Here is a 20,530-nt window from a genome sequence, read left to right on the forward strand (position 1 = left end):
TCATGAGCAAGAAAAGCGTACTCGTCACCGGTGCATCCTCGGGCCTTGGCCTGGCAGCCGCCTTGCTGCTGGCGCGCAGTGGCTTCCAGGTGTTCGCCGCCGCGCGCAACATCCACGACCTGCCCGAAGTGCCGGGGCTGGTGCCGGTGGTGCTGGACGTGAGCTGCCAGGCGTCGGTGGCCGCCGCCTTCGAGCAGATCGCCCAGGCCACGGGTGGCCAGCCGCTGTGGGCGTTGGTCAACAACGCCGGGATCTGCGTGCCCAGCCCGCTGGAGCTGCTGGGCGCCGAGGAGCTGCGGCGCCAACTGGATACCAACGTGATCGGCCAGCTGATCGTCACTCAAGCGGCCTTGCCGCACCTGCGCCGCAGCCACGGCCGGGTGATCAACGTCACCTCGGGGCTGGGCAGCATCGCCGTGCCTTACCTGGGCGCCTACTCCATCGCCCAGTTCGCCAAGATGGCTTTCACCGATGCTTTGCGCCGTGAGTTGGAGCATTCCGGGGTGAGCGTCAGCGTGGTCCAGCCCGGCGCGATCCACACGCCGATCTGGGGCAAGTTCCGCGCCACCGGCCAGCAGCTGCTGGCCCAGGCGCAGCCGCAGGCGCGGGCCATCTACGGGGCGTCGTTCCAGGCCTTCCTGGCCCAGAGCGAAGCGCTGGCCAAAGAGGCGGTGACCACGGCGGACGATTTCGCCGAGGTCATCCTGCAGGTGCTGACCACCGCGCAGCCGCAGAGCCACTACTGCGTCGGCGACGATGCCGGCGAGTTCGTCGCCATGGCGCGCAGCCTGAGCACCCCTGAGCTCGATGCGCTGTTCAGCGCGCAGATGCCAGGCGCGCAGGCCTTCGCCGAGGCGGGAGCCACGGCATGAACCTGCGCAAGCTCAAGGATTGGCGCGAACGCCACGGGCCGATGCTGGCCGCGGCCAGCGCCGCGGTGCGCACGCGCCAGCCGTACAGCCCGTTCTCCGACGACCTGGGCGATTACGACCCGAAGCTGATCGAACAGGGCGAGAAGAAGTTCACCAGCCTGCTGGGCACGGCGTTCAACATCGAGCCTGGCGTGGTGGACGGGACGGGGGGCCGGCGCGCAGGCGCCGAACGCTCGCCCTATGGCTTCGACCTGGGCATCAGCTACCGCGTCGAACCCTTCGCGGCGCTGGCCGAGCGTGGCGACGAGGCCATGCGCAAATGGCAGCAGCTGGAGGTGGGTTTGCGCTGCGCCTTGCTCTGCGAGGTGATCACGCGGCTGCACGCCGACACCTTCCTGTTCGCCCATGTGGGCATGCACACCAGTGGCCACGGCCTGTTCATGGGCTTCCACGCCAATGCCATCCATGCCCAGGCGCGGGCGCTGGAGTCACTGGCCAATGTGCTGGAGGTGTCCCGCGAGCTGACCTGCCAACTGGAGAACGACCTGGTGGTGGGGCAGGGTGCGGCGCAACGCCTGCGGCGCGAGTTCCGGCCGCAGCCGGCGGGCCTGTCGCTGGTGTTCGCCGGGCAGGTGGTGCCGACCTGGGGCGCCTACCCCGGGTTGTTCGCCTCGCTGGCCGCGGGCTGCCCGGTGGTGCTGGTGGCCCACGCCAACGCAGTGTTGCCGATCGCCTTGACGGTCAAGGCGATCAAGGCGGTGTGCGCGCAGGTGGGGGTGCCGCACGACATCGTCAACCTGCTGCACGCCGACAACCTGGCGGACTACCGCCAGGCCGCGCAGCACAGTGCCGTGCGCCTGATCGACTACATGGGCGGCGCTGAGTTCGGGCGTTGGCTGCGCCAGCATGCCTGGCATGCCCGGGTCATGACCCAGCAAAGCGCGCAGACCTCGGTGCTGGTGCACTCGACGGCGGACTACGACGGCATGCTGGAGAACCTGGCGTTCGGCCTGTGTTCGTATTCCGCCCAGTTGTGCACGTCGCCACAGAACCTCTATGTGTTGGGCGAGGGCATCGGGGTACCGGGCGGGCGGGTGGCGGTGGAGCAGTTCCAGCATGACCTGGTCGCCCGGGTCGAGCAGCTGTTGCAGCGGTTCAACCCGCCCCGCGAATTGCTGGGCGCGGTGCTCGACCCGGGTTGCGAGGCCGAGATCCGTGCCTGCGAGGGCGCCCACTTCGCCAAGGTGCTGCGCCGCACTGAGCCGCTGGTGGACGCCGACTACCCGCAGGCCCGCATCCTGTCGCCGTCGCTGATCGAGGTGCGCCCGGGCTTTGCCAGCGCCGTCGGGCACTACGCCCGCGAGGTGCGCGGGCCGGTGTCGTTCGTGATCCACAAGCCTGGCTTGCGCGAGGTGCTCAGCGAGCTGCGCGACATCGGCCAGCACCAGGGTGTGCTGGGCCTGGGCCTGTACACCACCGATGCCGGTGTAGAGCACGCGATGGCGCAGGTTGCGGGGCAGGTCGGCGCGCTGCTGTCGACCAACTTCTGCAAGAACTTCTTCATCAGCCAGTGCGCGGTGTTCACCGACATCCACGGCGGGGCGATCGGCCCGGCCGCGGATGTCACCTACGGCGGGCCGGCGTTCTATCACGCCCGCCTGCGCATGACCGAACAACGGAAGGCCCTGTGAGCGAGCGGCAACAAGGAGTGGGTGGATGACAGTGGCGCAACCTCAGTGGCCGTTCCAGCAGCCCCGGCCGGAAGGCCTGGCGCTTTACTGCCTTGGCCTGGACGATTACCCCCTGCCCGACGCGCCCGCGCTGGCCCATGAGCAATGGCTGGAACAGGCGTTGCCCAGCCGGCGCCGGGAATTCGCGGCGGGCCGGGTGTGCGCCGCCGCCGCGCTCCAGGCCCTTGGTCATGAGCCGGCCTGGTTGCCGCTGGCGCGGCCTTATCGCTATGCGCGGTTCCCCCTGGGCGTGGTGGGCTCGATCAGCCATACCCAGGACCTGGCCCTGGCGTGTGCCGCCGACGCCCAGCACTTTCTCGGCGTGGGGGTGGATGCCGAGCGCATTGCCTGGCACCCGGAGCTGTGCCCGATGACCGAGCACGTCATGGCCGCCAGTGAGCGTGTCGCGCTCGAGGGCATGACCGCGGTCGAGCAGCTGCGTTTCTTCTACCTGAGCTTCAGCGCCAAGGAAGCCTTCTTCAAGGCGGTGTTCCCGATCTGCCACACCGACCTTGAGTTCGCCGAAGCCCAATTGGAGCACTGGGATGCCCAAGGGCATTTTCGCCTGCGCCTGACCACTGCCCGGCTTGCCCCGTGGTTCGCCCAGGGGCAGCTGTTCGAGGGCTGCTGGGCCGTGCAGGGCGACACCTTGCTGACCCTGCTGACCATCGGCCACGACTTGGCCTGCTGTGACGCAGCGGCGGGGCAGGGTACGGGTTGAAGTGGCTTTACATTCAGCCCGTATGATAATAAGGTTTTAATCATACGCTGTGTATGTATCTTGTTTGGCCCGCAGAGGGCCTTTCGATAAGGAGTGTCGAAGATGTTCAGTTCCTACCGCGAGTTGTTCCAGGCGCGCGGCACCAGGGGCTTTGCCCTGGCCGGCCTACTGGCGCGCATCCCCCTGCCGATGACCGGCATCGGCATCATCACCATGCTGGCGCAGATCCGTGGCAGCTACGGCCTGGCTGGCGCGGTGTCGGCCACCTTCGTGCTGACCTACGCCCTCATGTCACCCCAGGTGTCGCGCCTGGTGGACCGCTACGGCCAGCGCCGGGTGCTGCCGGCGGCCGCCGGCCTGAGCGTGCTGGGCATTCTGCTGCTGCTGGCGTGCAGCTACTGGAACACTGCCGACTGGACGCTGTTCGTCGGCGCCGCGCTGGCCGGTTTCATGCCCAGCATGTCGGCGATGGTGCGGGCCCGCTGGACCGCCATCTACCGCGGCAAGCCGCAGCTGCAGACGGCCTTCTCGCTGGAGACCGTGCTCGATGAGGTCACCTTCATTGCCGGCCCGCCGATCTCGGTGGGGCTGAGCGTGGCGGTGCTGCCCCAGGCCGGCCCGCTGGCCGCCGCCGTGTTGCTGGCCATCGGCGTATTCGCCCTGGTGGTGCAGGTCAGCACCGAGCCGCCGGTGGAGGCCGCCAGCGCAGACGGGCGTGACACCGAGTCGGTGTTCCGTATCGCCGACGTGCGCCTGCTGACCCTGCTGATGATCGCCATGGGCGTGATCGTCGGCACCGTGGACATCGTCAGCGTGGCCTTCGCCGAGCAGATGGGCAGCCCGGCCGCGGCCAGCGTGGTGCTGTCGTGCTATGCCATCGGGTCGTGCGTCGCCGGGCTGGTGTTCGGCGCCATGAAACTGAACACGCCGCTGCGCAAACTGCTGTTGCTCGGTGGCCTGGCCACTGCGGCCACCACGCTGCCGCTGCTGCTGGCCGGCAATATCTTCGGGCTGTCGGCCGCGGTGCTGGTGGCTGGGTTGTTCTTTGCCCCGACGATGATCGTGGCCATGTCGCTGGTCGAGCGCATCGTCCCGGAAAGCAAGCTGACCGAGGGCATGACCTGGCTGTTGGCCGGGCTGAACGTGGGGGTGGCCGGTGGCGCCGCAGCCTCTGGCCAGGTGGTCGACCTGATGGGCGCCAAGGCCGGTTTCAACGTGGCTCTGTGCGCGGGGGTGGGGGTGTTGCTGGTGGCGCTGTGGGGTTACTACCGCATGCGTGACCGCGCCGACCAGGTGTCCTATTCCGTCTGAGGCCGCAGGGCCGTGGCCTGGCCACGGCCCTGATCGAACAAGGCTGAACCGATGACCCACGACACCCACGAACTCGGCGACATCACCCTGCAATCCGGTGCGGTGCTGGCTCAGGCACGGCTGGCGTACAAGACCTTCGGCACGCTCAACCCGGCCCGGGACAATGTGATCGTCTACCCCACCTCGTTCGCCGCCACCCACGACGATGCCATGTGGCTGATCGGGCCTGGCCGCGCGCTGGACCCGCTGAAGTACTTCATCGTCGTGCCCGACGCGTTCGCCAACGGCCTGTCCAGCTCGCCCAGCAACACCGGCGCGCCGCAGCATGGCCGGGATTTTCCGACGGTCACCCTGCACGACAATGTCGTCCAGCAGCAGCGCCTGCTCTGCGAGCGCTTCGGCGTGGAGCGCATCCGCCTGGCCCTGGGCTGGTCGCTGGGCGGTGCCCAGGCTTTCGAATGGGCGGCCAGTTTCCCCGAGCGTGTCGAGCGGCTGTTCGCCTTCCAGAGCGCCGCGCGCACCTCGCGGCATTTCCATGTGTTCTTCGACAGCGTGCGCATGGCCATCGAGCTTGACCCGGCGTTCGAACAAGGGGCCTACACCCGGCCGCCGGAATGCGGCCTGCGCGCGGCGGCGCGGGTGTATGCCGCCTGGGGCTTCTCCCAGGCATTTTTCCGCAAGCGCCTGGACCAGACGGCCCTGGGCTACGCCTCGCTGGAGGCGTTCCTGGTGGAATTCTGGGAGGCCTGGTTCCTCAAGCGCGATGCCAACGACATCATCGCCCAGCTGTGCGCCGGCCAGGGCGCGGACATCAGTGCCAACCACCGCTACCAGGGCGACTTCGCCAAGGCCTTGGCGGCGATCCAGGCCGACACCGTGCTGATGCCGTCCTCCAGCGACCTGTACTTCCCGGTCGCCGACGCCGAGCTTGAGGCCAAGGGCATCGCCAACGCCGAGCTGCGCGTGCTGCACAGCGACTGGGGCCATGTCGCCGGCGAAGGCCTGAACCAGGCCGACACCCAGGCCATCGAGCGCACCATCGCCGAATTGTTGGCGCGCTAGCAGCGCTTGTCAGCGCCCAGGGTGGCCGTGACAATGGCCGCCTGCCGTAGAAGGAGAAGCTGGATGGTTCGCCGCACCCGCGCCGAAATGGAAGAAACCCGTGCCACCTTGCTGGCCACCGCGCGCCAGGTGTTCGCCGAGCGCGGCTATGCCGACACCTCGATGGACGACCTGACCGCCCAGGCGAGCCTGACCCGTGGCGCGCTGTATCACCATTTCGGTGACAAGAAGGGCTTGCTGCAGGCGGTGGTGGCGCAGCTGGACGCGGAAATGGATGAACGCCTGTGCGCTATCACCGACCACGCCGAGCATGCCTGGGACGGTTTTCGTCAGCGCTGCCACGCCTATTTGCAGATGGCCCTGGAGCCTGAAATCCAGCGCATCGTGCTGCGTGACGCCCGGGCTGTGCTCGGTGCCGGATCACCCGAGGGGCAACGCCACTGCGTGGCGTCGATGCAGCGCTTGCTCCACCAGCTGATCGAGCAGGGCGTCGTCGCCCCGGTCAATGCCCAGGCGCTGGCCTCGCTGATCTACGGCAGCCTGGCAGAGGCGGCGTTTTGGATCGCCGATGGCGAAGATGGCAGCGTGCGCCTGGCCCAGGCCAGCGCGGCGCTGGAGCTGCAGTTGCGTGGGATCTTGTTGGGGCATTGATCCAGCAACTGCCACTGTCGAAGGGCCAGCAGTGAACCCGTAGGAGCCGGCTTTGCCCGCTCAGGGTGGTCATTGTGCCTTAAAGCTCTTCCCTTTCAAGGTACTGACCGCTATCGCATGAGGGCAACCAGGCGCTTGTCGAAAACTTTGCAGCGCTCTTGAGATCGAGCGCCGCCCGCGCGGCGCATCGCTGGCAAGCCAGCTCCCACATCTGTTTCGGGCCAATCCATCCTGTGAGGTCTCCACTGTCCGCCTTGGTGCATGCCTCAAGTCTGGTGCTGCGGCATCAGCGCCAAAGCAGAAACTGCGTCGTACAAACAAGGCGGACAGTGGAGATGGACCAGGAGTAACTGGCCCGAAACAAATGTGGGAGCTGGCTTGCCAGCGATGCGCCGCGCGGGCGGCGCTCGATCTCAAGAGCGCTGCAAGACTCCCGTCGAACCCCTGGCGGCCCTCACGCGAACACCTTGAAAGGGGCGCCCTTACAGTTCCAATTCCAGCGCCAACAGCTCCTGCACTGTCTGCCGACGACGGATCAGGCGCAGCGTGCCTTGTTCGATCAGCAACTCAGGCAGCAGCGGCCGGCTGTTGTAGTTCGACGACATCGAGGCGCCGTACGCCCCGGCGTCGTGGATCACCAGCAGGTCACCGACCTGGGCCTGGGGCAGCGCCTGCGGGGTCAGCTCCTGGTCGTCCTGGGTGAACACATCCCCGGATTCGCACAGCGGCCCGGCCACCACGGTCGGTTGCAGCGGGCGGCTCACCGGCCGGCCCACGGCATCGAACAGGCTCATGCGGTGATAGGCACCGTACATGGCCGGGCGCATCAGGTCGTTGAAACCCGCGTCGACCAGGATGTAGTGCTTCTCGCCCATCTGCTTCACCGCACGTACCTCGGCCACCAGGAAGCCCGACTCGGCCACCAGGTAACGCCCCGGCTCGATCTCCATGCGCACGGGGTGGCCAAGCATCGCCTCGACTTCGGCCCGCGCCACCGCCCAGGTTTGGGCGTAGCGTTGCAGGTCCACCGGCTGGTCGCCGGTGCGGTACGGGGTGGACAGCCCGCCGCCGATGGAGAACGCCTCGATGTCCATGCCCAGCCGGCCGATCAGCGCGACCATGGCCCCGGCCACCTGTTCCAGGTGCTGGTAATCCACCCCCGAGCCGATGTGCATGTGCACGCCCACCAGGTGCAGGCCATGCTGCTTCACGCAGGCCAGCGCCTCGGGCAACTGCTCGTGCCAGATCCCGTGCTTGCTGTTCTCGCCGCCGGTGTTGGTCTTGCGGCTGTGGCCGTGGCCGAAGCCTGGGTTGATGCGCAGCCACACCCGGTGCCCAGGGGAGCGCTCGCCCAGTTGGCGAAGCATGTCGATGGAGCCGGCGTTGACCTCGATGCCGGTCTCCACCACTCGCGCCAGGGTCGGCTGGTCCAGCACGTCGCAGGTCAGCACCACCCCGGCCGGCTCGCCATCCACCGTTGCCCCGGCGGCAAAAGCGCGCTCCATTTCACCCAGGGACACCGCGTCCAGCACCAGGCCGCGTTCGCGGATCAGGCGCAGTACGTGCAGGTTGGGGTTGGCCTTTTGCGCGAAGCGGACCGTGTCGAAGTGCTGCTTGAGCTGGTCGATGCGCTGGCCGATGGTCTGTGCATCGTAGGCCCAGAGCGGCGAGCCGTGTTGGCGGATGGCGTTGGCCAGCAGGGCGGAGGGGGTGTTCATGGCGGCGTTCCTTGTAATGGATACGCCGATGGTGAGCGAGTCGCGCAATCCAGAAAAATAGCTTTTTTTCTGTAGGTAATTCATATCTGATATGAGCGTTGTAGGTGTGGGAGCCGGCTTGCCGGCGATCACCGGCGTAGCCGGTGCCCAGCACCGCGTCATCCGCATCGCTGGCAAGCCAGCTCCCACAGGTCTTGCGCCGCGCCATGAAACTCTCCATCCGCCACATCGAAGTGTTCCGCGCCATCATGGCCGCCGGCAGCGTCACTGGCGCTGCGCGCCTGCTGTTCACCTCGCAGCCTACGGTGAGCCGCGAACTGGCGCGCATGGAGCAGGTCACCGGCCTGGCCCTGTTCGAGCGCGAAGGCGGCCGCCTGGTGCCCAGCGCCCAGGCCTTGCTGTTGATCGAGGAAGTCGAGCGCGCCTTCGTCGGGCTGGAGCGCATCGACCGCTTCGCCCAGGCCATCCGCAACTTCGAGCAGGGCCGGCTGGCCATCACCTGCCTGCCGCTGTTCTCGCAAGCCTTGCTGCCCAGGGCTTGCCAACGCTTCCACCAGCAGCACCGGGGCGTGAGCGTGAGCATCACCGCGCAGGAATCGCCGCTGCTGGAGGAGTCGCTGGTGGCCCAGCAGTACGACCTTGGCCTGACCGAAGTCGAGCAGGTGCCCCGGGGCGCGGTCGGTGAACTGCTGTTCAGCGCCGACATGGTCTGCGTGCTGCCCGAACACCACCCGTTGCAGGCCAAGCCGGTGCTGACGCTGGACGACTTTCACGAGGTCGACTTCATCAACCTGGCCAGCCTGGACACTTATCGGCAGCAGCTCGACCAGCATTTTCGCGCGGCGGGGGTGAACCGCCGCACAGTGATCGAGACCACCAGCGCGGCGTCGGTGTGCGCCATGGTCCGCCAGGGGCTGGGGGTGGCGATCATCAACCCGTTGAGCGGGCTGGACGCGGGGCAGGGCGGGTTGACGATGCGCCGGTTGAGTATCTCGGTGCCCTATCGGGTGATGCTGATCCGGCCGGAGCATCGACCCGCCTCGGCGGTGGCCGAGCCGTTCTGCGAAGCGCTGCGCGAACAGGCAAGGGCGATGCAGGCTGCTCTTGCAGGCTAGGGCGGTGACAAAACGAACGTTCTGAAACTCAGCCTGGACAGGTAGCGCTGCGCTGCCAGCTCGAACAGTACCGTCAGGCAGGGCAGGTGGAAGTGTTCGGTCATCCGCTCCAGCGAATCCCAGTAGCCGGTGATGATCCAGGCCTGGTCCGCCGCCCCTCGGCACGCCAGGGTGTAGGCGGTGCAACCGGAGGTGCGGTTCAAGGTGTCCAGCAGCGCGTCCAGTTTCAACCGCAGGGCCGTTGCCGAGCCGTTGGCCGCGTCGATTTCCACCGTGTTGATTGCAACGAGCCCCATGGCGTTTCGCTCCCCTCGCTCAGTTGGCCAGCAGCTGGTCCGCGACCTTGAACGCTTGTTCCTGGGTATCCACGACGATCAGTGGGTAACCCCAGAAGGCTTCGAACTTGGCGGCGAACGCCCTGGCGGCCGCCTGCTTGTAAGCGTGCGGCTCGACCATGATCTGCCCCCTGACGAAGCTGCGCAGCGCGGTCTTGTGGCGCTTCATCCACAGCGACAGTTGCTTCTGCTGTTCATGGGTGTGTTCGTGGGCCTGCCGCTCGGTGCTGTCCGCGTCCAGCAGCACGAACGGTTCGGCGCGGGTCAGCAGCGCTTCGAACGCGGCAAAGCCCTCGTCGGCGGTATCGATGCCGGCGTTGCCGATCTTCATCCAGACCAGCGGGAAATAGGTGGCATTCAACAGCATGGGGTAGTCCTCCGGGTTGGCTGCTGAAACGATAACCAGGCCCGTCATGGACGTCATTGCGCAATCTTGTCATTCTATTTTTCATTTCAGCCAAGGCCGCGAAGATCGTGCACAGTCCTTTCCCCGCGCAAGACCCCGCCTCCTGGGATATCGACGGCATTGCCCGGCAGGTGATTGCCGTGAACGCCTCCTGGGTGGGCCGGGACTGGGAGCACGCGCCGCACCAGCATCGCAAGGCCCAGCTGATCTACTCGGTGCGCGGCGTGCTCAACTGCGAGGTGGAATCGGGGGTGTGGATCGTGCCGCCTCAATGCGCGCTGTGGATTCCGGGCGACATGCCGCATTCGGTACGCGGTTCGGGAGAGACCGAGTGTTATTGCCTGTTCGTCGAGCCGGATGCGGTCGAGGGCTTGCCTGCCGTGTGTTGCACCCTGGCCGTGTCGCCGTTGCTGCGTGAATTGCTGCTCAAGGCGAGCGGGTTCCAAACGCTGTACGCCGAGCAAGGCCCCGAGGCGCGGCTGATCGCCACCTTGCTCGACGAACTGTGCGAGGCCGGTGTCGAGGACCTGCACCTGCCGATGCCCCAGGACCGCAGGCTGCGCCTGCTGACCCAAGGGTTGCTGGCCGATCCGGCCAACAAGGCGTCGAGCGGCGAGTGGGCCAGGCATATCGGCATGAGCGAGCGCAGCATGAGCCGGTTGCTGGTGCAGGCGGTCGGCATGAGCTTCGGCCGCTGGCGGCGGCAGCTGCATGTGATCCTTTCACTGCAACGCCTGGCCAGGGGCGAGAGCGTGCAGGCGGTGGCGCTGGACCTGGGCTATGAAAGCGCCAGTGGCTTCGTCACCATGTTCCGCAAGGCGATGGGCAAGCCACCGGCGCGTTACCTGCTCGAGCAGGGCGTCGCTGGCGAGGCGGGGGCGGGGCGCAGGATCGTGCTGGCGCCTTGACGATCATCGGATTCACGCGCCATTTTTGTAGGAGCGGCCTTGTGTCGCGAAAGGGCTGCATCGCAGCCCCGGCGATTTTTGCCTTCACGCTGAAATCCTGGGGCCGCGTCGCGGCCCTTTCCGGCCGGTCCGGCGCCCCGGCAAGGCCGCTCCTACAAGGGGCCGCGTGGGGCTTAGAAGTGGTACTTCAGCAGGAAGCTGGTGGTGTTCTGTTCGGTCCGGAACCCCTTGGAATCCTCGATGCCGTACTTGTCCGACCAGTAGTCGTACTCCACGCCCACATACAGGTGCTTGGCGCCATAGCCCAGCGCCTTGCCCAGGTCGTACTTGATCTGCGGGTTGAAGTGCAGGTTGGCGTGGTAGTCGGCCTGGTTGCGGCGCCCGCTGCTGGCGTCCTTGTTGTTCACCACCCAGTCGATGTAGCCGTCGATCAACAGGTCTGAGTTGCCCAGCGGCACGGTGTAGGACCAGGCCGGGGTGATCTGCCAGGCCCCGGCCGGCACGCGGTGGCCGTCGGGCTTGCGGTAGTAGAGGTTGAGCTGGAAGTAGTCGAAGCCGGGGATATCCAGGTCGAACCCGGGCCCCAGCAGGTAGCTCTCGGTGTCGCCTTCGCCGAACTCGACGCTGCTGGCGATCAGCACATCCTTGATCGGGCCGAACGACAGGTCGGTGCCACTGAGCTTTCCCAATGACAGGCGCGGCTGGAATTCGCCGTAGTAGGTGCTGCCGCCCTGGCCTGGGTCTTTGCGGCCCTGGTAGTTGATCTGGTCGACGAACAGGAACAGGTCGCCCCAGCTCCAGCCGCTGGCGTGCTCGAAGGTGAAGGTCTGCTGGGTCGGCGGGTTGACCCGGAAGTTGTCGCCCCACAGGTAGCTGAGGCTTTCGTCGTGCCAGAGCAGCCCGGCGTGAGCGGTGGGTGTGAGGAGGGCGATGGACAACGCGCCGATGCGAAGCGGTGACATGGTGGGTTCCTTTTTGTTGTTGTGTGGGCAGGCGGGTCCGCGGCATCGCCGCTAGGCGATGCCGGGAGCTACAGATGGGGTGGAACGTAGGGGTCAGGCGCCGCCGCGGAAGCAGGACACGCCCCAGGCAGTGAGCTTGAACGGCAGGTGGTAATGCTGGCGGGCGTCGCCGATGCCGAAGCGGTAGATCAGCTCGTCGAGGAACGGTGTGTCGGGCAGGGTGGTACCGGCTTGCCGGTAGAAATCGGCCACCTTCAGCCGCACCTCGTAGACGCCGCTGCCGAGGCACTCGGCGAGCCTTTCCAGCCCCGGCAGCAGCCCGCGTTCGTCGATCTGCCCGTGCAGCAGGCACTCGCCGTCGAGGCGTTGCAGGGTCAGTTCGAGCCCCTGCGCCACGCGCCCGCTGGCGATATCGACGACATGGATCGACACCCCGCCATTCATTTCCAGAAGCCTTTGTGCACCACGCCCGCTTCCTCCTCCAGCAGAGGCCCGTGCACGTCGATGGCGCGCTGGCCACGGGCGAACACGTCGCGGCATGGCAGCGAGAAGGTCGGGTTCTCCGGATGCGCGCCGGTCAGGCCGAGCAGGGCGTGTTCCGACAGCGCGTAGACCACCCGGCCGATGCCAGTCCAGTAGATCGCCCCGGCGCACATGCAGCAGGGTTCGGCGCTGGTGTAGAGGGTGCAGCTGGCCAGCTCCTCGGGTGTCAGCAGCCGCGCGGCGCGGGCGGCAGCCACCAGTTCGGCGTGCTGGGTGGGGTCGCCCTCGGGCGGCATCGAGTTGTTGCCGGCGCTGGCGATGACCCGGCCCTGGGCATCGGCGACCAGCGCGGCGAACGGGTGGCGACCGCGCTCACGGGACTCTTCGGACAGGCGGATCGACTGGCGCAGCAGGTCCAGGTCCTGCTCGGACAGGGTGGCGGGGGTGAGCTTGGTGATGGTGTTCATGGTGTTTCCTTGGCAGTAGAAATTAAAGGCGTTGCGCGATCCTCGTAGGAGCGGGCTTGCCCCGCGAACACGGGCGCAGCCCGTGCCAGGCACAGCCCGCTCCTTCAAGGTGATTCAGTGGCTGATCTCAGGTTGTTCGGCGAGGCTTTGCGCCTGCTTGTCGTTGTTGAGCAGCACGTTGAGCAGGATGGCGGTGATCGCACCGAGGAAGATGCCGCTCTCCAGCACCAGCTTCAGCGGCCCGCTGGCATGCTCGAACAGCGCAGGGAAGGACATCGGCAGCACGCCGACGCTGACCGACACGGCGACGATGATGCCGTTGCGCGTCCCTTCGAACTTCACCCGCGACAGCTCCTGGATGCCGGCCACGGTGGTCATGCCGAACATCACGATGGCGCAGCCACCCAGCACCGGCGTGGGCACCGCGGCAATCAGCGCCCCAAGCTTGGGGAACAACCCCATCAGCACCATGATTGCCCCCGCGGCGGCCACCACGAAGCGGCTCTTGACGTTGGAGAGGGCGATCAGCCCGGTGTTCTGGGTGAAGGCGTTGTACGGGAAGCTGTTGAACAGGCCGCCGAGCATGGTCGACAGGCCGTCGGCACGGAACGCGTCACCCAAGGTGCGCTGGTTGGTCGGCTTGCCCACCAGCTTGCCGATGGCCAGGCAGTTGCCCGTGGTCTCGGCCATGATCACCAGCATCGCCAGGACCATGATCAGGATCGGCGTGACCGAGAACTGCGGGGCGCCGAAGGCCATCGGTGGGCTCAGCTCGAACCAGCTGGCAGCGCTGACCTGGCCGAAGTGGGTCATGCCGAAGGCCGCCGCGATCAGGCTGCCGGCCACCAGGCCGATCAGCACGCTGAGGTTGCCGATAAAGCCCGAGAAGCGTGCGTAGATCACCAGGGTGATGGCCACCGTGGCCAGGCCCAGCAGCAGGTTGGCCGGTTTGCCGAAGTCCGCCGCATCGGGGTTGCCGCCGCCCAGCCAGATGGCTGCGGCGGGCATCAGCGAGATGCCGATGATGGTGATCAGGCTGCCGATCACCACCGGCGGAAAGAACCGCAGCATGCGGCTGAACACCGGCGCCAGGCCGATGGTGATGGCCCCGGCGGCGATCACCGCGCCGAACACCTCCTGCAGGCCGAATTGCTTGCCGATCATGATCATCGGCGCCAGGGCGATGAACGAGCAGCCCTGGATCATCGGCAACCGCGCACCGAAGCGCCAGAAGCCGAGGGTCTGGATCAACGTGGCGATGCCCGAGGTGAGCAGGTTGGCGTTGATCAGGGTGACGATCTGCGCCTGGGTGAGCCCCAGCGCGCTGCCGAGGATCAAGGGCACCGCCACGGCGCCGGCGTACATCACCAGCACATGTTGCAGGCCAAAGGTGAACAGCTGCCGCAAGGGCAGGACTTCGTCCACCGGGTGGACGCGGGAAAGGCTCATGTCATGGATCTCCTGAAGGTGCGGCTGTTGTTGTTATTCGGGCGCCCGGAGTGACAGGCAGCGCAGGTTTGGGTAGGCAGCTGGCTGATGTCGAGGGTGATGGTCTTACGGAATGAGCGATGGAACAAATGAGTAACCATCGCTAGGATCGATGGATCAGCCATTCGAAGGGGAGGGTCCCATGCGTTTTTCGCTGGAGCAGTTGCAGGTGTTCACCACCGCCGTGCAGGCCGGTTCGTTCTCGGCGGCGGCACGGCGCCTGGGGCGCACCCAATCGACCGTCAGCGCGGCGATCGCCAACCTGGAGACCGACCTGGGCGTGGAGCTGTTCGACCGCACCCCCCGCGTACCCACCTTGACCGCCGCCGGGCAGAAACTTTTATTGCAGGCCGAGACCGTGCTGGAGCGCTGCTACGCGCTGGAGGGCAGTGCCGATACCCTGGCGGAGCAGGTCGAGGCCTCGCTGACCCTGGCCATCGAGATACCCTATGGGCCGCTGGTGCCGGTGCTGCGCGAGTTCGACGCGGCGTTCCCCTATGTCGACCTGCTGATCCGCCACCCGGTACACGGCGATGTGAGCGAGATGGTGCTCAAGGGTGAGGCCAGCATCGGCGTGGCCTTCGCCCAGCCGCAGTACCCGCAGGAGCTGGAGTTCCAGCAGTTGGGCAAGCTGATCATGGCCCACGTGTGCCAGGCCGGCAGCCCGCTGGCCCAGCTGGCGGCGGTGAGCTTCGCCGACCTGCACGCCCATCGCCGCCTGGCGTTCTTCGCCCATGCGCAGAAGCTGCCGAGCAGCGAGTACCTGCGCGCCGCCCAGGTGTGGCAGGCGGAGAGCTACCTGGCGCTGGTGGAGATGGTCCGCGCCGGGCTGGGCTGGGCGACCTTGCCACGGCAGTTGATCCAGCGCGAACTGGCGGCGGGCGAGTTGGTGGAGTTGCAGCTTGAGGCCTACCCGCACACCGACTGGCTGGTGGGCGTGGACCTGCTCTGGCATCGCCGCCGCCGGCCGGGCAAGGCCGAGCGCTGGCTGCGCGAGTGCCTGCGGCGCAGCAAGGTGTTCGAGCTGGACCGGCGTGGGGTGGCGACGACGTTGTAGATCACCGGCAGGACCCTGGCTCATTGTGCGCAGGCGTGTGCCCAGCACCTTTACATGAAATTATTCGCGGCCAATAATTATTGGGTATGAATAATTCAGGATAAACAGATGATCGACATCTTCCTGCGCCCCGAACTGGCGGCGGACATGGCCAAGCAGCTGCTCGAACCTTCCGCGCTCGATATCGGGCTGCGTTCCGGGTTGTTCTTGTCCGGCCTGCGTCGCACCGGCAAGACCACGTTCCTGAAGAACGACTTGATCCCTGCCTTGGAAGCGCGGGGCGCGTTGGTGATCTATGTCGATCTCTGGAGCGATACCCAGACCAGTCCGGTGGCCCTGGTCCACGCTGCCGTGCGCAAGGCGCTGAACGATCTGCAGAGCCCCACGTCAACCTTCATGCAAAGGCTCAGGGCACTACGCGGTGTCGAAGTGGAGCTGGGCGGGTTCAAGCTGGGCTTCAACGTAGACGCTTTGGGTGAGGTGGGCGGTGTCACGCTTGCCGAGGCGCTGACCTGCGTGGTGGACAAGGCCAAGGCCGACGTGGTGCTGCTGGTTGACGAAGTGCAGCATGCGATTACCACGGACGACGGGCAGCAGATGATGCTTGCGCTGAAGGCCGCACGCGATGCCATCAACCCTCGGCCCAAGTCGCCCGGGTATTTTCTGTTCATCGGTACGGGGTCGCATCGCGCGATGGTCAATGAATTGACCGCCCGGCGAAACCAGGCCTTCGCGGGCGCGACCAACGTGGCCTACCCCGTGCTGGACAGCGACTACGTCGCGTTCTGGTTAAAGCGACTGGCGGCGGATGGGCTCGACAACCTGCCATCGCTGGAGGTGGCGACCGACGCGTTCAAGACCTTGGGCAGCCGCCCCGAGGAGTTCATCCGCGCCTTGCGGCAACTGATTCACTCGCCCAGCCTGAGCGCCGGTGCGGATGTGCTGTTGCCGGTGATTGCCGCTACGTTGCGCACAGCGGCGGCGGACCTTGAACTGATGAAGGTCGAGGAGCTGGGGGTACTGGCCCAGGCGATCTTCGCGCGCATCGCGTCGGTGGATGGCGAGACCCGGGGCGTGTTTTCCAGTGAGGCTGCGGGGGCGTATTCGACGTTCGTGGGCCGCGAGGTGCGCGTGGAGGAGGTACAGCCGGTCGCCAACGAGTTGCTGGCGGCCAACCTGATCATTCGTCGCGGGCATGGCTTGTATGGCGTGACCGATCCGTTCGTGCAGGAGATCTGGCGCGAGCGTCAGGCGCTGCTGGGCAAGCCTTGAGAGACTTTGTGTACGCTTTCGACTTCCATGGCGCTGACCATCGGTTCGTTTCCTACGGAACAAGTGGCTTGCAGTAGGCTGATTATTTCACCTGTCCTCTGTGGGAGCGGGCTTGCCCGCGATCACCGGCGCAGCCGGTGCCATTGCCAGGGGGGGCAGCATCGCGATGCCACGCGTCATACGCCGTGGTCATGGCACGCCATGTAGGGCTGTCCGCAGGCACCAGGTGCTCGATCCGCAACGACGCCACGGTGATATCGAGCGGCATGCCGAAAGTGGTGAAGGTGGACAGGAAGCGCAATTCACCCTCGCCAACGCGCACGCGGGTCAACACCACAGGTGACAGCGGCGTGTCCGGCTCCAGCGCGGGCGGGGCGGGCAAACCTTGCAACCGGCGTGCGAGATCCGCATTGCCCAGCGCTTCACGCGCTGCCCGTTGCCAGGCAATGGCGCGGATTTCATCGGCATTGACCAGGTGATCACCCAACCCGCCCGGGCGCAGCAGCGTGTCCAGCAGGTTGAGCCCCTTCTCGCGGGCTGCCGGTACACCGGCCATGGCGAACAACAACCCGGTGCTGACGTTGGCCGCGGTGATATCCCAGTTGCTGTCGATGACGATGGCCGGCGCGGGGTTGTTGGCGTGCAGGATGTGCTCGACCGCGGCGTGGACCATTTGCATGGCCGGGGCGTCTGGCGCGCAGGCGCCGTAGCGCGGCGCGTAGCCCGCGGCGAGGAACACCGCGTTGCAGTGCTCCAAGGGCACGTCCAGCGCGCTGAGCAAGGCATGCAAGGTACTGGGGCTGGCCTTGGCGCGGCCGGTTTCCACGCAGCTCAGGTGACGTTGCGAAACACCGGCCAGCAACGCCAGGTCGAGCTGGCTGAGCCCGGCGTGGTGCCGCAGGCGGCGCAGATGCTCACCGGCGCGGGTGGCGGCAGGCGGGTGCGTGGAATGAAAGGGAAGCGGGCTCATGCATCGACTCTGGCTGTCCTTGGCGGTGGCGTCGATGACCTGTGAGGTCATTGAAGCGTGGGCGACTGTATCACTACTGTGCCGGGGGCGAATCACCCAAGGAGAGGACGATGAGAGCCGAGTGGATTGCGTTGCCCGTGCTGATGACTTTCGCGCTGTATACCGGTTGGACGATGGTGGGCGCCGAGCAGTCGCTGATTGCCTTTGGCCTTGAGCTGCTGGCCAGGCCGGACACCGCGCAGGTGGTGTTCGACCTGTATCTGATGGCGGGGCTGGGGTGTATCTGGATGATGAACGACCACCGGGCACGGGGTGGGGCATGGGTTGGCGTCTTGCCCTATCTGCTGGTGACGGCGGTGTTCGTTTCGGCGGGGCCGTTGCTGTACATCGTGGTCAAGGGGTTCGCCGGGAGGCGCGGGGTATGAGCGGCGCTCTGGCGGTCTATGCCTGCTGCGTGGTGGTGCTGTGTTTGAAGATGTTGGCGATTTCCTGCTACCAGGGCTATTTCCGCCTGCGCTTTCTGACCTTCGTCAATGCCGAGGATGCCGCAGTGTTCAAGCGCTCGGCGCAGTTTGAGGAGCGGCCGGAGGTGACCCGGGCCATGCAGGCATGGCGCAACGATCTGGAGAACATCCCGATGTTCTTCGCGTTGGGCGGGTTGGCTGTGGCGTTCGATGCTTCTGCCAGCATGACCGCTTGGCTGGCGGGCATATTCACTGTGGCGAGGGTGGCGCATACGGTGACTTACCTGGCGAGGCTCCAACCATGGCGGACGCTGAGCTATGGCGTGGGCGTGCTGTGTGTGATCGGGCTGGCTGGGGTGGTCGTCGAGAGGTTTTTTACAATCGGGGGCTGACAAGCGCAGCAGCCGGTAGCGGCGAGCTGCTGGGCATGAACTGGTCCGAAACCAACCGTAGGAGCAATTGTCTTGCACATGAACCTGTAGGAGCGGCCTCGTGCCGCGAAAGGGGTGCGCAGCGCCCCCAGGATCTCGATTACACCTCAAGATCGCCGTGGCCGCTTTGCGGCCCTTTCGCGACACAAGGCCGCTCCTACAGGGTTCGTGTGAGCCACTGGGTGTTCGCCAGCTCCTACAAGGATCGCGCAAGCTTTTGCTTTGAGAATGAAAGTGCATTCTTTTCGCCTGTTTGACTCTTTGGTCAACTGCGCAAGAAGTTGCGCAGTTGTTTCGGTAAATATCCCGGATTTTTCGCTGTAGGCCTTGTGCCACAAGGCCTACAGCCAACTGCGCAACTTTTTGCCACCACTGCGCAAGAAGTTGCGCAACTTTTGAAGGGTCGACGCTGAAAAATTTATCCAAATGAGTGGTGAATCTTTTTAAATCATTGATTTATATAGTCAAAAATACATTGGCACGGTGTTTGTATGAGTGAGCGTCCCCCGCCTGGCAATTTCCTGCCACCGGGCGACTTTTTCAACGCATGGAGAGCAACACTCATGGCAACTCCCGCCTACATGGCCGTCACCGGCGAAAAACAAGGTCTGATCACCGCTGGCGCATTCACCGCCGACTCGGTGGGCAACACCTACCAGGAAGGCCACGAAGACCAGGTGATGGTCCAGGGCTTCGAACACGAAGTGATCATCCCGCGTGACCCGCAGTCCGGCCAGCCGACCGGCCAGCGCGTGCACAAGCCAGTGAAGATCACCAAGGTATTCCGTCACCGGCGAAAAACAAGGTCTGATCACCGCTGGCGCATTCACCGCCGACTCGGTGGGCAACACCTACCAGGAAGGCCACGAAGACCAGGTGATGGTCCAGGGCTTCGAACACGAAGTGATCATCCCGCGTGACCCGCAGTCCGGCCAGCCGACCGGCCAGCGCGTGCACAAGCCAGTGAAGATCACCAAGGTATTCGACAAGGCTTCGCCGCTGCTGCTGGCCGCCCTGACCTCGGGCGAGCGCATGACCAAGGTCGAGATCAAGTGGTACCGCACCTCGGCCCAGGGCACCCAGGAGCACTACTACACCACCGTCCTGGAAGACGCGATCATCGTCGACATCAAGGACTACATGCACAACTGCCAGGACCCGGCCAACGCCCACTTCACCCACCTGGAAGACGTGTACTTCACCTACCGCAAGATCACCTGGACCCACGAAGTGTCCGGTACTTCCGGTTCCGACGACTGGCGCGCGCCGGTCGCAGGCTAAGCCTGGGGGGCTGTGGGCGATCGACAGTAGTGTCGTGTCGCCCATGAGCCCGAGCGCCGCATCTGTCTGGCACAGATCTTCTGTAGGAGCGGCCTTGTGTCGCGAAAGGGGGGCGCAGCGCCCCCAGGATCTTGAGTACGCACAAGATCGCCGGGGCCGCTCCGCGGCCCTTTCGCGACACAAGGCCGCTCCTACAGAGACCACGCAAGATGTGGGAGCTGGCTTGCCAGCGATGCGCCGCGCGGGCGGCGCTCGATCTCAAGCGCGCCACAAGGCCCCCGCCTAGCACCTAGCCGCCACGGACGCTCCACTACCGAATTCTCGCAACAGAGGGACAGGGATGTTTGCCGCCGCGAACCAGACCCATTTCAGCCTGCACATCGACGGGCTGGAGCACGACTTCCAGGTGCTCGCCTTCGATGGCCACGAAGCCATCAGCCAGCCCTACACCATCGACCTGGAGCTGGTGAGCGAGCGCCCCTCGCTGGACCTGGAGAGCCTGCTGCACAAGCCCGCGTTCCTTCAGCTCGGCGACGATGGTCGCGGCCTGCACGGCCTGATCTACCGCGCCGCGCAAGGCGAGTCGGGCAAGCGCCTGACCCGCTACCAGGTGACGTTACGCCCGCAGCTGGCGTACCTGGCCCACCGCATCAACCAGCGCATGTTCCAGCACCTGACCGTGCCGAAGATCATCGCCCAGGTGCTCGAGGAGCACGGCATCCTCGCCAACGCCTACCAGTTCCAGCTCGGCGCTATCTACCCGGAGCGCGAGTACTGCGTGCAGTACGACGAGTCCAACCTGCAATTCATCCAGCGCCTGTGTGAA

General features: G+C 65.9%; 23 protein-coding genes. 15 read left to right on the forward strand and 8 right to left on the reverse strand.

Annotation, left to right across the window (positions count from 1 at the left end):
* The first annotated feature begins 2 nt into the window (after positions 1 to 2).
* The 6 genes from IX761_RS24315 to IX761_RS24340 all read left to right on the forward strand — a co-directional run bounded on the left by IX761_RS24315 (position 3) and on the right by IX761_RS24340 (position 6,347).
* Positions 3 to 872: an SDR family NAD(P)-dependent oxidoreductase gene (locus IX761_RS24315; protein WP_194792053.1), complete on the forward strand. Its 870-nt coding sequence runs from the start codon at positions 3 to 5 to the stop codon at positions 870 to 872.
* A complete protein-coding gene (locus tag IX761_RS24320) occupies positions 869 to 2,563 on the forward strand; it encodes an aldehyde dehydrogenase family protein (protein ID WP_194792054.1) in 1,695 nt (564 codons plus the stop codon). Before IX761_RS24315 ends, IX761_RS24320 begins: the two co-directional genes overlap by 4 nt.
* A gap of 25 nt (positions 2,564 to 2,588) precedes the next feature.
* A complete protein-coding gene (locus IX761_RS24325; protein WP_194792055.1) occupies positions 2,589 to 3,323 on the forward strand; it encodes a 4'-phosphopantetheinyl transferase family protein in 735 nt (244 codons plus the stop codon).
* 102 nt (positions 3,324 to 3,425) lie between these two features.
* Positions 3,426 to 4,634 carry an MFS transporter gene (locus IX761_RS24330; RefSeq protein WP_194792056.1) on the forward strand — a complete coding sequence of 403 codons (1,209 nt, stop codon included), beginning with the start codon at positions 3,426 to 3,428 and terminating at the stop codon, positions 4,632 to 4,634.
* Between the two features lie 51 nt (positions 4,635 to 4,685).
* Positions 4,686 to 5,696 (forward strand): alpha/beta fold hydrolase, encoded by a 1,011-nt coding sequence (locus IX761_RS24335; protein ID WP_194792057.1) that lies wholly within the window; start codon positions 4,686 to 4,688, stop codon positions 5,694 to 5,696.
* 63 nt (positions 5,697 to 5,759) lie between these two features.
* Positions 5,760 to 6,347: a TetR/AcrR family transcriptional regulator gene (locus tag IX761_RS24340; protein ID WP_194792058.1), complete on the forward strand. Its 588-nt coding sequence runs from the start codon at positions 5,760 to 5,762 to the stop codon at positions 6,345 to 6,347.
* A gap of 482 nt (positions 6,348 to 6,829) precedes the next feature.
* Here IX761_RS24340 and lysA read toward each other — a convergent pair whose 3' ends face one another.
* Positions 6,830 to 8,065, reverse strand: a complete 1,236-nt coding sequence (lysA, locus tag IX761_RS24345; RefSeq protein ID WP_194792059.1) for a diaminopimelate decarboxylase — start codon at positions 8,063 to 8,065, stop codon at positions 6,830 to 6,832.
* Between the two features lie 206 nt (positions 8,066 to 8,271).
* Here lysA and IX761_RS24350 point away from each other — a divergent pair, with 206 nt between their 5' ends.
* Entirely contained in the window at positions 8,272 to 9,180 is a 909-nt protein-coding gene (locus IX761_RS24350) for a LysR family transcriptional regulator (protein ID WP_194792060.1), read from the forward strand.
* Here the strand turns inward: IX761_RS24350 and IX761_RS24355 are convergent.
* Positions 9,177 to 9,476 carry an antibiotic biosynthesis monooxygenase gene (locus tag IX761_RS24355; RefSeq protein ID WP_194792061.1) on the reverse strand — a complete coding sequence of 100 codons (300 nt, stop codon included), beginning with the start codon at positions 9,474 to 9,476 and terminating at the stop codon, positions 9,177 to 9,179. The two genes, IX761_RS24350 and IX761_RS24355, sit on opposite strands and share 4 nt — an antisense overlap.
* Before the next feature lie 19 nt (positions 9,477 to 9,495).
* The gene (locus IX761_RS24360) at positions 9,496 to 9,939 is read right to left on the reverse strand and encodes a hypothetical protein (RefSeq protein ID WP_194792062.1); all 444 of its coding nucleotides are present in this window, start codon (positions 9,937 to 9,939) and stop codon (positions 9,496 to 9,498) included.
* 50 nt (positions 9,940 to 9,989) lie between these two features.
* Between IX761_RS24360 and IX761_RS24365 the strand changes: the two genes are divergently transcribed.
* Complete coding sequence (locus tag IX761_RS24365; protein ID WP_323744604.1) at positions 9,990 to 10,829, forward strand: helix-turn-helix transcriptional regulator; 840 nt, start codon at positions 9,990 to 9,992, stop codon at positions 10,827 to 10,829.
* Between the two features lie 173 nt (positions 10,830 to 11,002).
* Here the strand turns inward: IX761_RS24365 and IX761_RS24370 are convergent, their stop codons facing one another.
* The 4 genes from IX761_RS24370 to IX761_RS24385 all read right to left on the reverse strand — a co-directional run bounded on the left by IX761_RS24370 (position 11,003) and on the right by IX761_RS24385 (position 14,190).
* Positions 11,003 to 11,791 (reverse strand): outer membrane protein OmpK, encoded by a 789-nt coding sequence (locus IX761_RS24370; protein ID WP_194792064.1) that lies wholly within the window; start codon positions 11,789 to 11,791, stop codon positions 11,003 to 11,005.
* Positions 11,792 to 11,884: 93 nt separating this feature from the next.
* The gene (locus IX761_RS24375) at positions 11,885 to 12,223 is read right to left on the reverse strand and encodes a hydroxyisourate hydrolase (protein ID WP_194792065.1); all 339 of its coding nucleotides are present in this window, start codon (positions 12,221 to 12,223) and stop codon (positions 11,885 to 11,887) included.
* A gap of 8 nt (positions 12,224 to 12,231) precedes the next feature.
* Entirely contained in the window at positions 12,232 to 12,741 is a 510-nt protein-coding gene (locus IX761_RS24380; RefSeq protein WP_194792066.1) for a nucleoside deaminase, read from the reverse strand.
* A 114-nt stretch (positions 12,742 to 12,855) separates the two neighbouring features.
* Positions 12,856 to 14,190, reverse strand: a complete 1,335-nt coding sequence (locus tag IX761_RS24385) for a nucleobase:cation symporter-2 family protein (RefSeq protein ID WP_194792067.1) — start codon at positions 14,188 to 14,190, stop codon at positions 12,856 to 12,858.
* Between the two features lie 181 nt (positions 14,191 to 14,371).
* On the opposite strand from IX761_RS24385, the gene IX761_RS24390 reads away from it, so the two are divergent.
* A complete protein-coding gene (locus IX761_RS24390; protein WP_194792068.1) occupies positions 14,372 to 15,286 on the forward strand; it encodes a LysR family transcriptional regulator in 915 nt (304 codons plus the stop codon).
* 108 nt (positions 15,287 to 15,394) lie between these two features.
* Positions 15,395 to 16,558, forward strand: a complete 1,164-nt coding sequence (locus IX761_RS24395) for an ATP-binding protein (RefSeq protein ID WP_194792069.1) — start codon at positions 15,395 to 15,397, stop codon at positions 16,556 to 16,558.
* Positions 16,559 to 16,640: 82 nt separating this feature from the next.
* Here IX761_RS24395 and IX761_RS24400 read toward each other — a convergent pair whose 3' ends face one another.
* Complete coding sequence (locus IX761_RS24400) at positions 16,641 to 17,528, reverse strand: helix-turn-helix domain-containing protein (protein WP_228533935.1); 888 nt, start codon at positions 17,526 to 17,528, stop codon at positions 16,641 to 16,643.
* A gap of 110 nt (positions 17,529 to 17,638) precedes the next feature.
* Here IX761_RS24400 and IX761_RS24405 point away from each other — a divergent pair, with 110 nt between their 5' ends.
* The 5 genes from IX761_RS24405 to IX761_RS24425 form a co-directional block, all read left to right on the forward strand.
* The gene (locus IX761_RS24405) at positions 17,639 to 17,953 is read left to right on the forward strand and encodes a DUF2834 domain-containing protein (protein ID WP_194792071.1); all 315 of its coding nucleotides are present in this window, start codon (positions 17,639 to 17,641) and stop codon (positions 17,951 to 17,953) included.
* Positions 17,950 to 18,384, forward strand: a complete 435-nt coding sequence (locus tag IX761_RS24410) for an MAPEG family protein (RefSeq protein WP_194792072.1) — start codon at positions 17,950 to 17,952, stop codon at positions 18,382 to 18,384. Before IX761_RS24405 ends, IX761_RS24410 begins: the two co-directional genes overlap by 4 nt.
* A 602-nt stretch (positions 18,385 to 18,986) precedes the next feature.
* On the forward strand, positions 18,987 to 19,343 hold the full coding sequence (gene tssD / locus IX761_RS24415; protein ID WP_194792073.1) for a type VI secretion system tube protein TssD: 357 nt from the start codon (positions 18,987 to 18,989) through the stop codon (positions 19,341 to 19,343).
* Positions 19,231 to 19,704 (forward strand): Hcp family type VI secretion system effector, encoded by a 474-nt coding sequence (locus IX761_RS24420; protein ID WP_194792074.1) that lies wholly within the window; start codon positions 19,231 to 19,233, stop codon positions 19,702 to 19,704. The genes tssD and IX761_RS24420 overlap by 113 nt, the downstream gene beginning before the upstream one ends.
* Before the next feature lie 340 nt (positions 19,705 to 20,044).
* Positions 20,045 to 20,530, forward strand: a 486-nt coding sequence (locus IX761_RS24425; protein ID WP_267241142.1) for a contractile injection system protein, VgrG/Pvc8 family, incomplete at its 3' end; no start/stop codon positions are given.

Source organism: Pseudomonas sp. UFMG81, from assembly GCF_015354575.1.
Lineage (GTDB): Bacteria > Pseudomonadota > Gammaproteobacteria > Pseudomonadales > Pseudomonadaceae > Aquipseudomonas.

Coding starts and splice junctions, on each gene's coding strand:
- IX761_RS24380 (WP_194792066.1), bottom strand. CDS start 12,741: ATGAACACCATCACCAAGCTCACCCCCGCCACCCTGTCCGAGCAGGAC.
- IX761_RS24395 (WP_194792069.1), top strand. CDS start 15,395: ATGATCGACATCTTCCTGCGCCCCGAACTGGCGGCGGACATGGCCAAG.
- IX761_RS24360 (WP_194792062.1), bottom strand. CDS start 9,939: ATGACGTCCATGACGGGCCTGGTTATCGTTTCAGCAGCCAACCCGGAG.
- IX761_RS24400 (WP_228533935.1), bottom strand. CDS start 17,528: ATGAGCCCGCTTCCCTTTCATTCCACGCACCCGCCTGCCGCCACCCGC.
- IX761_RS24330 (WP_194792056.1), top strand. CDS start 3,426: ATGTTCAGTTCCTACCGCGAGTTGTTCCAGGCGCGCGGCACCAGGGGC.
- IX761_RS24390 (WP_194792068.1), top strand. CDS start 14,372: ATGCGTTTTTCGCTGGAGCAGTTGCAGGTGTTCACCACCGCCGTGCAG.
- tssD (WP_194792073.1), top strand. CDS start 18,987: ATGGCAACTCCCGCCTACATGGCCGTCACCGGCGAAAAACAAGGTCTG.
- IX761_RS24405 (WP_194792071.1), top strand. CDS start 17,639: ATGAGAGCCGAGTGGATTGCGTTGCCCGTGCTGATGACTTTCGCGCTG.
- IX761_RS24315 (WP_194792053.1), top strand. CDS start 3: ATGAGCAAGAAAAGCGTACTCGTCACCGGTGCATCCTCGGGCCTTGGC.
- IX761_RS24370 (WP_194792064.1), bottom strand. CDS start 11,791: ATGTCACCGCTTCGCATCGGCGCGTTGTCCATCGCCCTCCTCACACCC.
- IX761_RS24320 (WP_194792054.1), top strand. CDS start 869: ATGAACCTGCGCAAGCTCAAGGATTGGCGCGAACGCCACGGGCCGATG.
- lysA (WP_194792059.1), bottom strand. CDS start 8,065: ATGAACACCCCCTCCGCCCTGCTGGCCAACGCCATCCGCCAACACGGC.
- IX761_RS24350 (WP_194792060.1), top strand. CDS start 8,272: ATGAAACTCTCCATCCGCCACATCGAAGTGTTCCGCGCCATCATGGCC.
- IX761_RS24340 (WP_194792058.1), top strand. CDS start 5,760: ATGGTTCGCCGCACCCGCGCCGAAATGGAAGAAACCCGTGCCACCTTG.
- IX761_RS24355 (WP_194792061.1), bottom strand. CDS start 9,476: ATGGGGCTCGTTGCAATCAACACGGTGGAAATCGACGCGGCCAACGGC.
- IX761_RS24325 (WP_194792055.1), top strand. CDS start 2,589: ATGACAGTGGCGCAACCTCAGTGGCCGTTCCAGCAGCCCCGGCCGGAA.
- IX761_RS24410 (WP_194792072.1), top strand. CDS start 17,950: ATGAGCGGCGCTCTGGCGGTCTATGCCTGCTGCGTGGTGGTGCTGTGT.
- IX761_RS24335 (WP_194792057.1), top strand. CDS start 4,686: ATGACCCACGACACCCACGAACTCGGCGACATCACCCTGCAATCCGGT.
- IX761_RS24385 (WP_194792067.1), bottom strand. CDS start 14,190: ATGAGCCTTTCCCGCGTCCACCCGGTGGACGAAGTCCTGCCCTTGCGG.